A 13,049-nucleotide genomic window follows, 5' to 3' on the forward strand; every position below is an offset into this window, starting at 1 on the left:
TTCCTGGAATTGGCCATGGTTGGCATCCCTTTACGAGCCACAGAGTGTCATGCGTCAGGCCACCACCACCAGCAGGGGGAACCTCTTGTCCACGACGAAGCCACCGACACCACCGACCTCACCCACGCGATCGGCGAAGCCGCACCTCGCACGGCGGCTCATCCAGTTGTACGTCGGTCTGGCGCTCTACGGCGCGAGTTCCGGGCTCCTGGTGGTGGCCGGGCTCGGCCTCGAACCGTGGAACGTGCTGCATCAGGGCCTCGCCGAGCTGACGGGGATGTCCATCGGCGTCGTCTCCATCTTCATCGGCGCTGCGGTGCTGCTGCTGTGGATCCCGCTGCGGCAGCGCCCCGGCCTCGGCACGGTCTCCAACGTCTTCGTCGTCGGCCTGGCGATGGACGGCACCCTCGCGCTGATGCCGGAGGTGCACGCGCTCTCCGCCCGCGTTCCGCTCCTCGTGGCGGGAATCGTCCTGAACGGCGTGGCGACCGGGCTCTACATCGCCGCGAAGTTCGGGCCAGGGCCCCGGGACGGTCTGATGACGGGCCTGCATCAGCGCACGGGCCGCTCGATCCGGCTGATGCGGACGCTGGTCGAGGTGGCCGTGGTCGCCACCGGCTTCGCGTTCGGGGGCACGGTGGGCGTCGGAACGGTGCTCTACGCCCTGGCGATCGGGCCGCTGGCCCAGTTCTTCCTGCGCTTCTTCGCCGCCCCCGCTCCGTCCGAGGGAGGCACAGTGGCTGCCGGTGGTCAGCCGGAGCAGGCGATACTGCAGCCGTGACCTCGCGCGTACGCCATCCCTATCTCGACCATCCCGGCCCGCTCGCGCTCGCCCACCGCGGCGGGGCGGCGGACGGCCTGGAGAACACCGCCGCCGCGTTCCGGCGCGCGGTCGGCCTGGGGTACCGCTACATCGAGACGGATGTGCACGCCACGGCGGACGGCCGCCTCGTGGCCTTCCACGACGCGACGCTGGACCGGGTGACGGACACGGCCGGGCAGATCGCCGGCCTTCCGTGGAGCGCCGTGCGCCACGCGCGCGTGGCGGGCAGCGAGCCGGTGCCCCTCTTCGAAGAGCTCCTGGAGTCCTTCCCCGGCGTCCGCTGGAACGTGGACGTCAAGGCCGAACCCGCCCTGCTTCCGCTCCTGGAGCTGCTGCGCCGCACCGGCGCCTGGGACCGCGTGTGCGTCGGCTCGTTCTCCGAGGCCCGCGTGGCCCGCGCCCAGCGCATCGCGGGCCCCCGCCTCGCCACTTCGTTCGGTACGCGGGGCGTGGCGGCCCTGCGGCTGAGCTCGTTCGGCGTTCCCGCCGGGGTCCGCCGCTCCGCGGTGTGCGCGCAGGTGCCGGAGACGCATGGCGGGGTACGGGTCGTGGACCACCGCTTCGTCCGCGCGGCCCACGCGCGCGGGCTCCAGGTGCACGTCTGGACGGTGAACGACGCCGGACGCATGGCCGCTCTTCTCGACCTCGGTGTAGATGGCATCATCTCTGATCACATCGAGACGCTGCGCGACGTGCTGAGGGACCGGGGAGCCTGGGCCTGACCGCCTGGCGGGCGACAGCGGACCACGGGGACCAGCGAGGGGGCACGGGTGGGTACCGACACCGTGCGGGCGACACCACCGGCCGACGAGAGCGCCGCCGACCGACGACGGGAGCAGCGCGGCTGGTACTTCTACGACTGGGCGTGCTCGGTCTACTCGACGAGCGTCCTGACCGTGTTCCTCGGCCCGTATCTGACGCAGATCGCCAAGTCGGCGGCGGACGAGGACGGATACGTCCACCCGCTCGGCATCCCGGTCAGCGCCGGGTCCTTCTTCGCGTACGCGGTGTCGGCGTCGGTGCTCCTGTCCGTCGTGGTCATGCCGATGGCGGGCGCCGCCGCCGACCGTACGGGCCGCAAGAAGCCGCTGCTCGCGGTGGCCGCCTACCTGGGAGCCGCGGCGACGGCGGGCATGTTCTTCCTGGACGGCGACCGCTATCTCCTCGGCGGCTTCCTGCTGATCGTCGCCAACGCCTCGCTCGCCGTCTCGATGGTGCTCTACAACGCCTACCTGCCACAGATCGCTCCTCCCCAGGAGCGTGACGCGGTCTCCTCGCGCGGCTGGGCGTTCGGCTACGCGGCGGGGGCGCTCGTCCTGGTGGCGAACCTGGTCCTGTTCCTGGCCCACGACACCTTCGGCGTCTCGGAGCCGACGGCCGTGCGCATCTGCCTGGCTTCGGCGGGCGTGTGGTGGGGCGCCTTCACCCTCGTACCGCTGCGGCGGCTCCGTGACCGGAAGGCATCGCCTTCGGAAGCGTCGGCCCGCGGCTGGCGGCAGCTGGCGTCGACCGTGCGCGACATGCGCCGCCATCCGCACACCCTGTCCTTCCTGCTCGCGTATCTCGTCTACAACGACGGCGTGCAGACGGTGATCTCCCAGGCGTCCGTCTACGGCTCCGAAGAGCTCGGTCTCGGACAGTCCACGCTGATCGTGGCGGTCCTCCTGGTTCAGGTGCTCGCGGTGGCGGGGGCGCTCGCCATGGGACGCCTCGCACGGACGTACGGCGCCAAGCGGATCATCCTCGGCTCGCTCGTCGCGTGGACGGTGACGATCGGGGCCGGGTTCTTCCTGCCCGCGGGCGCGCCGGTGTGGTTCTTCGCGCTCGCGGCGGGGATCGGCCTGGTGCTCGGGGGTTCGCAGGCGCTCTCGCGGTCCCTGTTCTCGCATCTGGTGCCCGCCGGCAAGGAGGCCGAGTACTTCGCCGCGTACGAGATCAGTGATCGCGGCATGGCCTGGCTCGGGCCGCTGATCTTCGGCCTGACGTATCAGTTCACCGGGAGCTACCGGGACGCGATCGTCTCGCTCGTGGCCTTCTTCGTGATCGGTTTCGTCCTGCTCGCGCGGGTACCCGTACGGCGCGCGATCCGCGACGCGGGAAATCCCGTACCCGCCAGGATTTAGCAACTGAAGCCAAAGGGCGGTAGTGTACGCGTTTGGCCTACCAGGCGGACCGTTACTGCGCGCTGGAGATTCAGAATCGCTGGGTGACATCTGTTACCAGATGTGACAAACCGGGCGCTGGTGGGTACAACAAGGGGCGGCATACGACGGCGACGCATGACCCTGAACGGGAATCTTTACCGCCGACCGGACGTTGACCGGATGACGACGACAGCGACACCTGTCCTGTGGGCGACAAGCCCGGGAGGCACAATTCATGAGTGAGCGAGCTCTTCGCGGCACGCGCCTCGTGGTGACCAGCTACGAGACCGACCGCGGCATCGACTTGGCTCCGCGCCAGGCCGTGGAGTACGCATGCCAGAACGGACATCGCTTTGAGATGCCGTTCTCGGTAGAGGCAGAAATCCCGCCGGAGTGGGAGTGCAAGGTCTGCGGGGCCCAGGCACTCCTCGTAGACGGCGATGGACCTGAGGAAAAGAAGGGCAAGCCTGCGCGTACGCACTGGGACATGCTCATGGAGCGCCGTACTCGAGAAGAACTCGAGGAGGTCCTGGAGGAGCGCCTCGCGGTTCTCCGGTCAGGAGCCATGAACATCGCGGTGCATCCGCGGGACAGCCGCAAGTCCGCCTGACGGCGAACTGAACAACACCGCACACGAAGGCCGGGGCCACTGCTCAGCAGTGGCCCCGGCCTTCGTGCTGTGCCGGATCGTGCTGCGCCGGGCTGGTGACAGCGCCGGCCCGCTCGGCCTCAGCGAGGCGGCAGCTGCGGGTCGTCCGGGTGGGGGCCGCGGGGCTGCCGCTCGTCGTCCCTGATGACCTCGCCCTGGACGACCTTGCCGTCCGGGCGGTGCATGCGCGCCTGCTGGAAGGCCTCGCCGAGACCGCCCTGAGTGGCAGCCTCGCGGACCTTGCGCTCGAAGGTCTTCTCCGCCGTTCGGCTGACGGCCTTCTGGACGGGCGGCACCAGCAGGAGAAGTCCCAGGGCGTCGGAGATCAGCCCCGGCAGGATGATCAGCAGGCCGCCCAGCATCGTCAGGGCATTGCCGCCGCCTCGCTCGGAGGGATGCGGCGCCAGGCCGCTCTGCTGCTGTTGCACCGCCTCGCTCAACTCGCGGAAGGCACGGCGCCCGGCGTGCTTGATGACCATGCCGCCGAGCACGACACCGGCCACGAGCAGCAGGAACACCGTGAGCCCGCCGGCTGCGCCCGCCACGACGGTGAGCAACCAGATCTCGAGGACCAGCCATGCGGCGATGCCGAGCGGCAGGAACCTCAGGACGCGGGAGCGCCGGGGCCGGGCGGGTCGGGTGGGCGGTACGCCAGTCGTCATGGCTCCAGTGTGCCTGGACCCGGCTCAGACCGGCATAAGGGGGATGATCGACAAGAGACGCGGCAGACGGCCGGGACGGCCGCCGCACCGGCGACCAGAGGGCCTTGCGGATCAGGAGACCTTGAAGATCAAGAGGTCTTGAGGATCAGGGGGCCTTGAGGTCCTTGGGCGGCTCGGGATACGCCTCGGGGCCCTTGGCGGGTTCCGGGGCCGCCTCGGAACCCTTGATCTGCTCGGGAGACGCCTCGGCGCCCTCGGCACCCTCGGCGCCCTTGGCGGGCCCAGCAGACACCTCGCGGCCCTTGGCGGGTTCCGGAGCAGCCTCCGAGCCCTTGCGGCCCAGCGCGCGGCCCACGCGGCCCACCCGCTCGCCCACACCCCACGCGGTGACCCGCCACAGGGCCTCGGCCACGATGTCCTGGCTCATCTTGCTGTCGCCGTGCTCCCGCTCGACGAAGGTGATCGGCACCTCGACGACGTGGTAACCCGCCTTGATCGCGCGGCGCGCCAGGTCGACCTGGAAGCAGTAGCCCTGCGAGGCGACCTCGTCGAGGCCGATGCCTTCGAGGGTCTCGCGGCGGAAGGCGCGGTAGCCGCCGGTGACGTCGCGGATCGGCACGTCGAGCATCAGCCGGGAGTACGTACTGCCGCCGCGGGAGATCATCTCGCGGTACTTCGGCCAGTTGACGATCCGCCCGCCCGGCACCCAGCGCGAGCCGAGGACGAGGTCGGCGCCCTTGAGCGCGGTGAGCAGCCGGGGCAGCTCCTCGGGCTGGTGGGAGCCGTCGGCGTCCATCTCGACCACCACGCCGTACCCGTGGTCCAGGCCCCACTGGAAGCCCGCGAGATAGGCCGCGCCGAGCCCTTCCTTGCCCTTGCGGTGCAGTACGTGGACATGGTCGTCGTCGGCCGCGAGCTCGTCGGCGATCTTTCCGGTGCCGTCGGGGCTGTTGTCGTCGGCGACGAGGATGTGTACCTCGGGCACGGCGACCCTGACACGACCGACGATGGCCTGGATGTTCTCCGCCTCGTTGTAGGTCGGAATGATCACCAAGGCCAGGCCGAGCGGGCCGAACTGCCTCCCCTGGTCACCGGTATCGGAGACCGCGCCGCCGTCGTTCACTACTGCCCCTTCGTTCGTACGCAGAGGACCACCATAGTGGCCGCTTCCGGCAGGGCCACGGCGGCACGGACGGTTGAGGGGAGTACTGCGGATCGGGGCCCGGCGCCCTTCGGGCCGACCTGGGGCCCGCTGGCTGCGGGTCGACCGAGAGCCGTTGTCTACTGAGCGTCCGGGCCCCACCCGGGTCACACCTGCCAGCCCGGTGGAACGTTCCCCCGCTTCCGTGGCGCGGGCGCTGGACCTGGCTCCCAGTGGTGGTGCGCCGGTGCGGCACACCGCCCATGGCCCAGCGGCGTTCGACGGTTGCGTGGAATTTCTCCGGTCGGACGTCCTTTGGTGGACCCGGCCGAACCTACCGGCCGACGGCCGCTTTCTGTCAATAGCCGTCTGAACTGGACCGACTCCAAAGACAGCCAGGTCAGTGCCGGGGATACGCAGGTCGCGCGAGGCGACAACGGGCCGCGATCGGCGGTACGCACCGCCGGGACATCACTCGTCCGGCCGTACGAAGACCGGCTGTCCGAAGACCACCGTGCGCAGGCATACGGGGAGTTCGACGCCGGGGGTCAGGTCAGGCAGTCCGGGCGTGCCGGAGCGCGGATCGGTCGACCAGCGGGCGACCCTGTCGTCCGGCGCCTGGACCACGAGATCCGCGGTACGCCAGACGGCGTAGTCGGCGGGCGCCCCCGGTACCAGGACCCCCGCGTCGTCCCGGCCGATGGCCCGCCAGCCGCCCCGGGTGTGGGCGGTGAACGCGGCGCGCACCGACACGCGGTGCTCGAGGGTCTGATGGAAGGCGGCGGCGCGGACGGTGCCCCAGGGGTCGAGCGGGGTGACGGGGCTGTCGGAGCCGAAGGCGAGCGGGACGCCGGTGCGCAGGAGCGCCGCGTACGGGTTGAGGGTGCGGGCCCGTTCGGCGCCCAGGCGCTGGACGTACATGCCGTCGCCGCCGCCCCACAGTGCGTCGAAGGCGGGCTGGACGGAGGCGGTGAGGCCGAGCTCCGCGAAGGCGGCGATCGTCTCGGGGGTCATCATCTCGGCGTGTTCGACGCGATGCCTGGCGGCGCGGATGCGGGCCAGGCCGACCTTGTCGGAGGCGGCGCGGATGCCTTCGACGACGGCGGTCACCGCGGCGTCACCGATGGCGTGGAAGCCCGCCTGAACCCCTGCCTCGGTGCAGGCGACGACGTGCGCGGCGACGGCGGCGGCGTCCAGGTACGCGGTGCCGGTGTGGCCCGAGTCGGCGTACGGCTCGTGCAGGCAGGCGGTGTGCGAACCGAGGGCGCCGTCGACGAAGAGGTCGCCCGCGGCGCCGATGGCGCCCAGTTCCTTTGCACGGGCGACGCCTTCCTCGCCCTGTTGGGCCCAGTAGCCGACGACGCGGGGCCCGGCCTCGTCCGCGGCGAGGCGCAGCAGCCCGGTGAGGTCGTCCTCGCTGGAGATCTCGGGCCCGGCGCACTCGTGCACGGAGCCGATGCCGAGGGACGCGGCGTGCTTCAGCGCGGCGCGCTGGGCCTCGGTGCGCTGCCACGGGGCGAGCGCGCCGAGGGCGGCGGCGCGCACGGCGTGGTGGGCGTCGGCGGTCAGCGGTGCGTCCGGGCGGAAGCCGGTGCGGCCGGTGATGCCGGGGACGAGGTCGAGCAGGGCCGTGGTGACGACGGCGGAGTGGACGTCGATGCGGGTGAGGTAGAGGGGACGGCCACCGGCCGCTTCGTCGAGTTCCGCGCGCGTGGGCGGACGGCCGTCCGCCCAGCGGGCCGCGTCCCAGCCGTGACCGAGCAGGACGCGGTCGTGCGGCCGGGCGGCGGCGTGTTCACGTACGAGGGCGAGCGCGTCGTCGAGGGAGCGGGCACCCGTCAGGTCGAGGCCCGTCAGGGCGAGACCGGTCGACGTGGTGTGCACATGCGCATCGGTGAACGCGGGGGTGACGAGCGCTCCTTCGAGGTCGACGACCTCGTCCACACCCTCGGCGAAGGCATCGGCCGCGCCCTCCGATCCCACCCAGGCGACGTGTCCGCGTTCGACGACCATGGCCGTGGCGAACGGATCGGCGGGACTGTGGACGTCGCCACCGCGCAGCAGCACGGTGCGGTGGCCCTGAGGGCCGTTCTGGGGGGTGGTGCTCTCGCTCATGGGACCAGTCTGGCCCCCTCCTGGCGCGGGGCCCGCGCAGGGGTCGCCCACGGGCGGCTCAGACCTGCGGAGGCCTGGCCTCGTACGGAGTGGAGAGCACGACCGTCGTACGTGTGGAGACGCCCGCGAGCGCTCGCAGACGGCTCAACAGGTGCTCGAGTTCCAGTGGAGTAGCGACGCGCACCTTGAGGATGTAGTTCTCGTCGCCCGCCACGCTGTGACACGCCTCGATCTCCGGGACGCCCGCGAGGCGTTCGGCGATGTCGTCGGGTGCGCTGGGGTCGAACGGCTTCACCGAGATGAACGCCGTGAGCGGAAGGCCGACGGCCTCAGCGTCCACGACCGCGGCGTATCCCCGGATGACGCCGCGCTGCTCCAGGCGGCGCACCCGCTGGTGCACGGCCGATGTGGACAGGCCCGTGGCCTTGCCCAGGTCGGTGTAGCTCATCCGCCCGTCCTTGACGAGCAGCTGCACGATCTGTCGGTCCAGCTCCTCCATGCGCCGAACCTACAGGGCTCTTGATCCCTCCGGATACCGGTAGGCGCGACGGCGGCATCTTCTCGGGGCATGTGACGAACGCCACATACCTGTGACCGTGTCCAAAGGGATGCCACGATTACCTCTACGACGGGACGGGAAGTGCTTGCTGTGGTCGAGGCCGCAGCGCCTTCTCGGCCCACCCAAGGGGGAGAATCCCATGCAGAACTTGAAGCGCCCCGGTCGCCCTGCCCGCAGTAAGCAGCAGCGCTCCGATGAATCCGCGTCCGCACTCGTATCGGAGGGCGTCGAACCGGCAGAGACCGAGTTCGACGCGTACGACACCTTCGAGATGTACCGGGTGACGTGCCCCGACTGCGCGCAGCCGATCGCGCTCCTGGCGGACGAGGACGTCCTGCCCGAGCACGCGCTGTGCGCCACCCGATGGGACCCGTTCGGGCTCACGGTGTGCACGGGCACGGGCCGCCCCGCTGCCGACGCGGAGCCCGCTGACGAGACGATGGAGGCTCAGGAGCAGGACACCGCCCTGCTCCTGACGCTTCCTCAGGGGCTCGACTGGCGGACCCAGCCCTTCTCGCACGCCGGCGGCCAGGGCCCGCGCCGCGTACCCGAGCAGGACGGGCGCTCCGCGGCCTGACGCCTACCAGTAGCTGCCCTGCACCATGGCCGTCAGACTGCCGTGGTGCAGGATCAGCCTGTCCGGGTCCTCGGGGACCGCTGCCTCACCGAAGTGCACCTGGCGGTAGGCGACCCGCAGCATGACGATGGCGTGCCGCAGCGCCGCGTACAGCGAGTAGAAGTCCATGAACCGGGGCGTGTGACCGGTGAGCCGGGCGTAGCGCTCCTCGATGTGGTCGCGGCGCAGGAAGCCGGGCAGACCCTGCTGCCCGAAGCCGACCGTCAGGTCCTGGAAGAAGCGGTGCAGATAGATCAGCCATCCCAGGTCGACCTCGCGGGGTGCGAGCGCGGCCATCTCCCAGTCCAGGACGGCCGCGGGCTCGAAACCGTCGTAGATGACGTTCCCGATGCGTGCGTCGCCCCAGTTGAGGACGGTCTCGCCCTCGTCGTCCGGCCACCACTGCGCAAGCCGGTCGAAGGCACTCTCGATGAGGGGCGAGCGGGGCAGGCCTTCGACGACCCAGCCGTAGTAGGCGCGTTGGGCGTCGACGTGGCGGCGCAGCGGACTGCCTTCGCCCGGCAGCGCGAGGAACTCTGCCTCGGCGAGCGGTACTTGGTCGTGCAGGTGGGCGACCAGGCGGATCGACGCCTCCTCCAGGTGCGCGCGTTCGGCGTCGCTCGCCGCGTGCAGCCAATTCCCCTCGTACGTATAGGGCATGACGTCCGGTGGTACGCGTCCCTCGACCCGCTCCATGACGAAGAACGGCGCGCCGAGTGGGCCGGGGTCCTCCTCGAGCCACAGCACGCGCGGCACCGGCAGGTCGGTGTGTTCGGCGACGAGCCGCATCGTGCGGTGCTGGCGCGGCAGGTCGTAGACCGGGAAGATCGTGTACGCGGCCGGGTCCGCCGCCACGCGCAACGCGCAGGCCCGCAGCGGTGGTTCGGGGTGCTCGATGTCGAAGAGGAGGGTCTCGCTCGACATGCCGTTGGACTCGGGCACCCGCACGCCGGTGGCCTTGGCGCCGGGCAGCCGCACGGCGAGCCAGGCGGTGAGTCTGCGGGCCAGCTCCTCGGGGTCGCGGGTGGTGGTGCGGAGGCGGGGCCTGCGGGGTTCTGTCGCCATCGCGGGGTTCCTCTCAGGGCGCGAGGGAGTCGAAGCCGGTGAAGCCGCTCGGGTCGTGGCGGCCGAAACTGCCGTGTTCGAAGATGCCGTACCCCGTCTGCCCGTTGAGGGTGAAGCGTGCGGCGTGGTCGATGACTCCGTACGCGGCCCTCGGGTGCGCCGCCGGATCCGACAGGTCGTAGGCGCGGCGGTCGGTCCAGCCCCGCCCCTGCCAGCTGCCGTGCTGCCAGTCGTCCGCGGGCGGGTATCCGGCGCCCACGGCGAGCGGCAGGGACGTGAGGACCTCGACGCCGAGTTCAAGGGGTTTGCGGTCGTCGAGGTCGGTGAGGTGGATGACGGCGCGCTCGGGGTGCCGGGTACCGGATCGGTAGGTGATGTCGGCCTGGGGCCAGCCGAGTTGGCGGTCGCGCACCCCGGGGCGTACGACTGTGGCGTCGTTCAGGGAGCGGTAGCCGTCCGCGTCCTCCTGGGCGATGACCATCAGGAAGCGGTCCTCGAAGCGCACCGGGCTCCAGATCCAGTGGAAGCCCTCGGTGGCGAACTCCTCCTCCAGGCGCCCGCGTTCCTCTCCGGGTATGGGCCGCACACCCCAACTGCGGTCACGGGTCGCGGTCCACTCCCCGGCCGTCACCGCGATGTCCTCGCCGCCGACGCGGATCACCCCGGCGCAACCGCCCGCCTGGACGAATCGGCGCCCTTCGAGGGAGAGCCGGTCGCCGCGCCGCTGGATGTGGTGCGGCTCCCAGAGGGCAGGGAAGTCCGCGGTCCATGTGATGTCGTAGGAGAGGGAGTCCGGGTCCTCGGGGTCGGCGGCGCAGGTCAGGCGCAGCCGTCGCAGTGGTTCCTCGACGGTGATGGCCAAGGGGCCGACGGAGAGGTTCATCCGGTCGTCGCCGAGGGCGTCGGACGCGCGTACGGCGTGGAGCGTGTCTCCGGCGCGCAAAGTGGCGTACGCGTCGATCACCCCGACGTTCGGGTAGACCCCGAGCCCGAGGATGAGGAGCGTGCGCCCCTGGTGGTCGAAGAGGTGGAAGATGCAGCGGTCGTAGGCGTTGCGGTCGCCCGTCGCGACCTGCTTCATGGACAGCGGGACCTGATGGATCGGGTACTCGTCGAGCGGGACGGGACGGTCGTCTGCCACGGCAAACCTCCCTGGGCGCACGGCAGTTGCGGGCGCGCGGACGACGCGGGCCCTCGGCGCGGAGTTGACGGTACGTCAGAGCGCGTGACGGAGCCAGACACGCGCCGGCCCACGTTCAGGGCGCGGTGACCCCGGCTCCGGGCGTTGTGACCCTAGTTCCGGGCGCCGTGGCCCCTGTTCAGGGCGCCGTGGTCCGGTTCCGGAAGCCGTGGTCCCAGTTCAGGGCGCCGTGCCCCCCGTTCAGGAGCCATGATCCGGTTCCAGAAGCCGCGCCCCCCGCCCGGATCGCCGGAACGCGGGGCACCGCCGCACGCGCCCCCATCCCCGGCACCGCCGCGCACTCCGCCACGCCCTCGACACGGGCATGGCGCGAACTGAGGCTCGAATCTTGCGGGCGGTGACCTGTCCCCCGCTGTCCGCGTTGGCCCCGTATGACCACCCCCACGCCGACGCCCCTGGCGCCCCCGCCGACCGGCCGCCGCAGGCGCACCCTCCTGACGGCTCCCCCGCCCGACGCAGAATCGCTTCCCCAGCGTCATCAGCAGCCGCAGCGCCCCCACTCGCACCACCAGCCGCAGCCCCAGCCGCCGCACATCCAGGACCCGCCCATCTACCGCGCCCTCATCCGGATCTGGGCCGAGCGGGGCAAGACCCTGCCGGGGCGGCACGACCCGGAGTGGGTGCGGCTCGCGGCGCCCGTGGTCAGGCTCGGGCAGTTCAGCGCGAGTCGGGACCCGCGAGGTGACGGGCGATGACCATCCGCTGGATCTGATTGGTCCCCTCGACGATCTGCAGCACCTTCGCCTCGCGCATGAAGCGCTCCACCGGGAAGTCCGCGGTGTAGCCATAGCCGCCGAGGACCTGAACGGCGTCCGTCGTGACCTTCATCGCGGCGTCCGTACACATCAGCTTCGCCATGGCCGCCTGCTTGGAGAACGGCCTGCCCGCGTCACGCAGCCGCGCCGCCGAGAGATAGAGCGCCCGGCCGGCCTCGATCTGCGTCGCCATGTCCGCGAGCATGAACCGAAGGCCCTGGAAGTCCGCGATCGGCCGCCCGAACTGCCGCCGCTCGGTGGCATATCGAAGTGCCTCGTCGAGCGCCGCCTGCGCCACGCCGATCGCACAGGCCGCGATGCCCAGCCGCCCCGAGTCGAGCGCGGAGAGCGCGATCGCGAAACCCTGGCCCTCCTCGCCGATGCGGCGGGCATCGGACACCCGTACCCCGTCGAAGTTGATCTGCGTGGTGGGCGAGCCCTTCATGCCCATCTTCTTCTCGGGCAGCGCCGCGGTGAGCCCTTCGGCGTCGCCCCGCACCAGGAACGCGGAGATGCCGCGGGCACCTTCGCCGCCGGTGCGGGCGAGGACGGTGTAGAAGTCGGCGACCCCGCCATGCGTGATCCACGCCTTCGTTCCGCTGATCACCCAGCTGTCGCCCTCACGAACGGCCTTGGTCCGCAGGGACGCGGCGTCCGAGCCGGACGCCGGCTCGGAGAGGCAGTACGCCCCGAGCAGACCGCCGCCGAGCATCGCGGGCAGGTGCTCGGCCTGCTGTTCCTTGGTGCCGTAGCCCGCGAGCGCGTGACAGGACAGGGAGTGGACGCTGACGCCGAGGCCGACGGTGAGCCGGGCCGCGGCGAGCTCTTCCAGTACCTGGAGGTAGATCTCGTACGGCTGGTCGCCGCCGCCGAATTCCGAGGCGTACGGCAGCCCGAGCAGCCCGGATTCGGAGAGGAGGGCGAAGACCTCGCGCGGAAAGCGTCCGGCGTCCTCCTCCTCGGCCGCGCGGGGAGTGATCTCCCGCTGGACGAGTTCACGGACGAGCGAGAACAGATCCCGCGCCTCGTCCGTAGGCAGCTGACGGTCCACCGGCTGCGGCAAGCTTCGCTCAGGCACGATCGCATCCTCCCTTTCGGCACTGCGGCGGACCCGCGGGGTAGTGCGGCGCCACCGTGTCTCACGCCCGGCCGATGGTGCACGCTTCCGGGTCGCGGAAGGTGCTGTGACCAGCGGCTCTGGCGCGTTGAGTATGCCCGACCGGCGGCGGCCAGTCACTAGTTAACGACCGCTTACTTAAAAGATAACCGACGCCCGCAAGAGGGGCGCGGAATTGGTCCGAACCATTGACCACACTGGT

13 protein-coding genes are annotated in these 13,049 nt (G+C 71.1%); 6 read left to right on the forward strand and 7 right to left on the reverse strand.

The window, feature by feature from the left end:
* The first annotated feature begins 49 nt into the window (after positions 1-49).
* The 4 genes from AB0I94_RS23920 to AB0I94_RS23935 all read left to right on the forward strand — a co-directional run bounded on the left by AB0I94_RS23920 (position 50) and on the right by AB0I94_RS23935 (position 3,577).
* Positions 50-781, forward strand: coding sequence for a hypothetical protein (locus AB0I94_RS23920; protein ID WP_363311661.1), 732 nt, complete (start codon positions 50-52; stop codon positions 779-781).
* Positions 778-1,545: a glycerophosphodiester phosphodiesterase gene (locus AB0I94_RS23925; protein ID WP_363311662.1), complete on the forward strand. Its 768-nt coding sequence runs from the start codon at positions 778-780 to the stop codon at positions 1,543-1,545. Before AB0I94_RS23920 ends, AB0I94_RS23925 begins: the two co-directional genes overlap by 4 nt.
* Before the next feature lie 48 nt (positions 1,546-1,593).
* Positions 1,594-2,946 carry an MFS transporter gene (locus AB0I94_RS23930; protein ID WP_363311663.1) on the forward strand — a complete coding sequence of 451 codons (1,353 nt, stop codon included), beginning with the start codon at positions 1,594-1,596 and terminating at the stop codon, positions 2,944-2,946.
* A gap of 256 nt (positions 2,947-3,202) precedes the next feature.
* Positions 3,203-3,577: an RNA polymerase-binding protein RbpA gene (locus AB0I94_RS23935; protein ID WP_030360404.1), complete on the forward strand. Its 375-nt coding sequence runs from the start codon at positions 3,203-3,205 to the stop codon at positions 3,575-3,577.
* 119 nt (positions 3,578-3,696) lie between these two features.
* On the opposite strand, the gene fxsA is transcribed toward AB0I94_RS23935, so the two are convergent.
* The 4 genes from fxsA to AB0I94_RS23955 all read right to left on the reverse strand — a co-directional run bounded on the left by fxsA (position 3,697) and on the right by AB0I94_RS23955 (position 8,033).
* The gene (fxsA, locus tag AB0I94_RS23940; RefSeq protein WP_363311664.1) at positions 3,697-4,278 is read right to left on the reverse strand and encodes an FxsA family membrane protein; all 582 of its coding nucleotides are present in this window, start codon (positions 4,276-4,278) and stop codon (positions 3,697-3,699) included.
* A 145-nt stretch (positions 4,279-4,423) separates the two neighbouring features.
* Positions 4,424-5,401 (reverse strand): glycosyltransferase, encoded by a 978-nt coding sequence (locus AB0I94_RS23945; RefSeq protein ID WP_363311665.1) that lies wholly within the window; start codon positions 5,399-5,401, stop codon positions 4,424-4,426.
* Positions 5,402-5,890: 489 nt separating this feature from the next.
* Complete coding sequence (locus tag AB0I94_RS23950) at positions 5,891-7,534, reverse strand: amidohydrolase (RefSeq protein ID WP_363311666.1); 1,644 nt, start codon at positions 7,532-7,534, stop codon at positions 5,891-5,893.
* A 58-nt stretch (positions 7,535-7,592) separates the two neighbouring features.
* The gene (locus tag AB0I94_RS23955; RefSeq protein WP_160503714.1) at positions 7,593-8,033 is read right to left on the reverse strand and encodes an Lrp/AsnC family transcriptional regulator; all 441 of its coding nucleotides are present in this window, start codon (positions 8,031-8,033) and stop codon (positions 7,593-7,595) included.
* Between the two features lie 199 nt (positions 8,034-8,232).
* Here AB0I94_RS23955 and AB0I94_RS23960 point away from each other — a divergent pair, with 199 nt between their 5' ends.
* Entirely contained in the window at positions 8,233-8,670 is a 438-nt protein-coding gene (locus AB0I94_RS23960; protein ID WP_363311667.1) for a hypothetical protein, read from the forward strand.
* 3 nt (positions 8,671-8,673) lie between these two features.
* Here the strand turns inward: AB0I94_RS23960 and AB0I94_RS23965 are convergent, their stop codons facing one another.
* Both AB0I94_RS23965 and AB0I94_RS23970 read right to left on the reverse strand, forming a co-directional pair.
* Positions 8,674-9,774, reverse strand: coding sequence for a phosphotransferase family protein (locus AB0I94_RS23965; RefSeq protein ID WP_363311668.1), 1,101 nt, complete (start codon positions 9,772-9,774; stop codon positions 8,674-8,676).
* Positions 9,775-9,787: 13 nt separating this feature from the next.
* Complete coding sequence (locus AB0I94_RS23970) at positions 9,788-10,915, reverse strand: hypothetical protein (RefSeq protein ID WP_363311669.1); 1,128 nt, start codon at positions 10,913-10,915, stop codon at positions 9,788-9,790.
* Positions 10,916-11,346: 431 nt separating this feature from the next.
* Between AB0I94_RS23970 and AB0I94_RS23975 the strand changes: the two genes are divergently transcribed.
* Positions 11,347-11,670, forward strand: a complete 324-nt coding sequence (locus AB0I94_RS23975; RefSeq protein ID WP_363311794.1) for a hypothetical protein — start codon at positions 11,347-11,349, stop codon at positions 11,668-11,670.
* Here the strand turns inward: AB0I94_RS23975 and AB0I94_RS23980 are convergent.
* Positions 11,633-12,808 carry an acyl-CoA dehydrogenase family protein gene (locus AB0I94_RS23980; protein ID WP_363311670.1) on the reverse strand — a complete coding sequence of 392 codons (1,176 nt, stop codon included), beginning with the start codon at positions 12,806-12,808 and terminating at the stop codon, positions 11,633-11,635. The genes AB0I94_RS23975 and AB0I94_RS23980 overlap by 38 nt on opposite strands.
* Positions 12,809-13,049 lie beyond the last annotated feature (241 nt).

Source organism: Streptomyces sp. NPDC050147, from assembly GCF_040660195.1.
Taxonomy (GTDB): Bacteria; Actinomycetota; Actinomycetes; order Streptomycetales; family Streptomycetaceae; genus Streptomyces.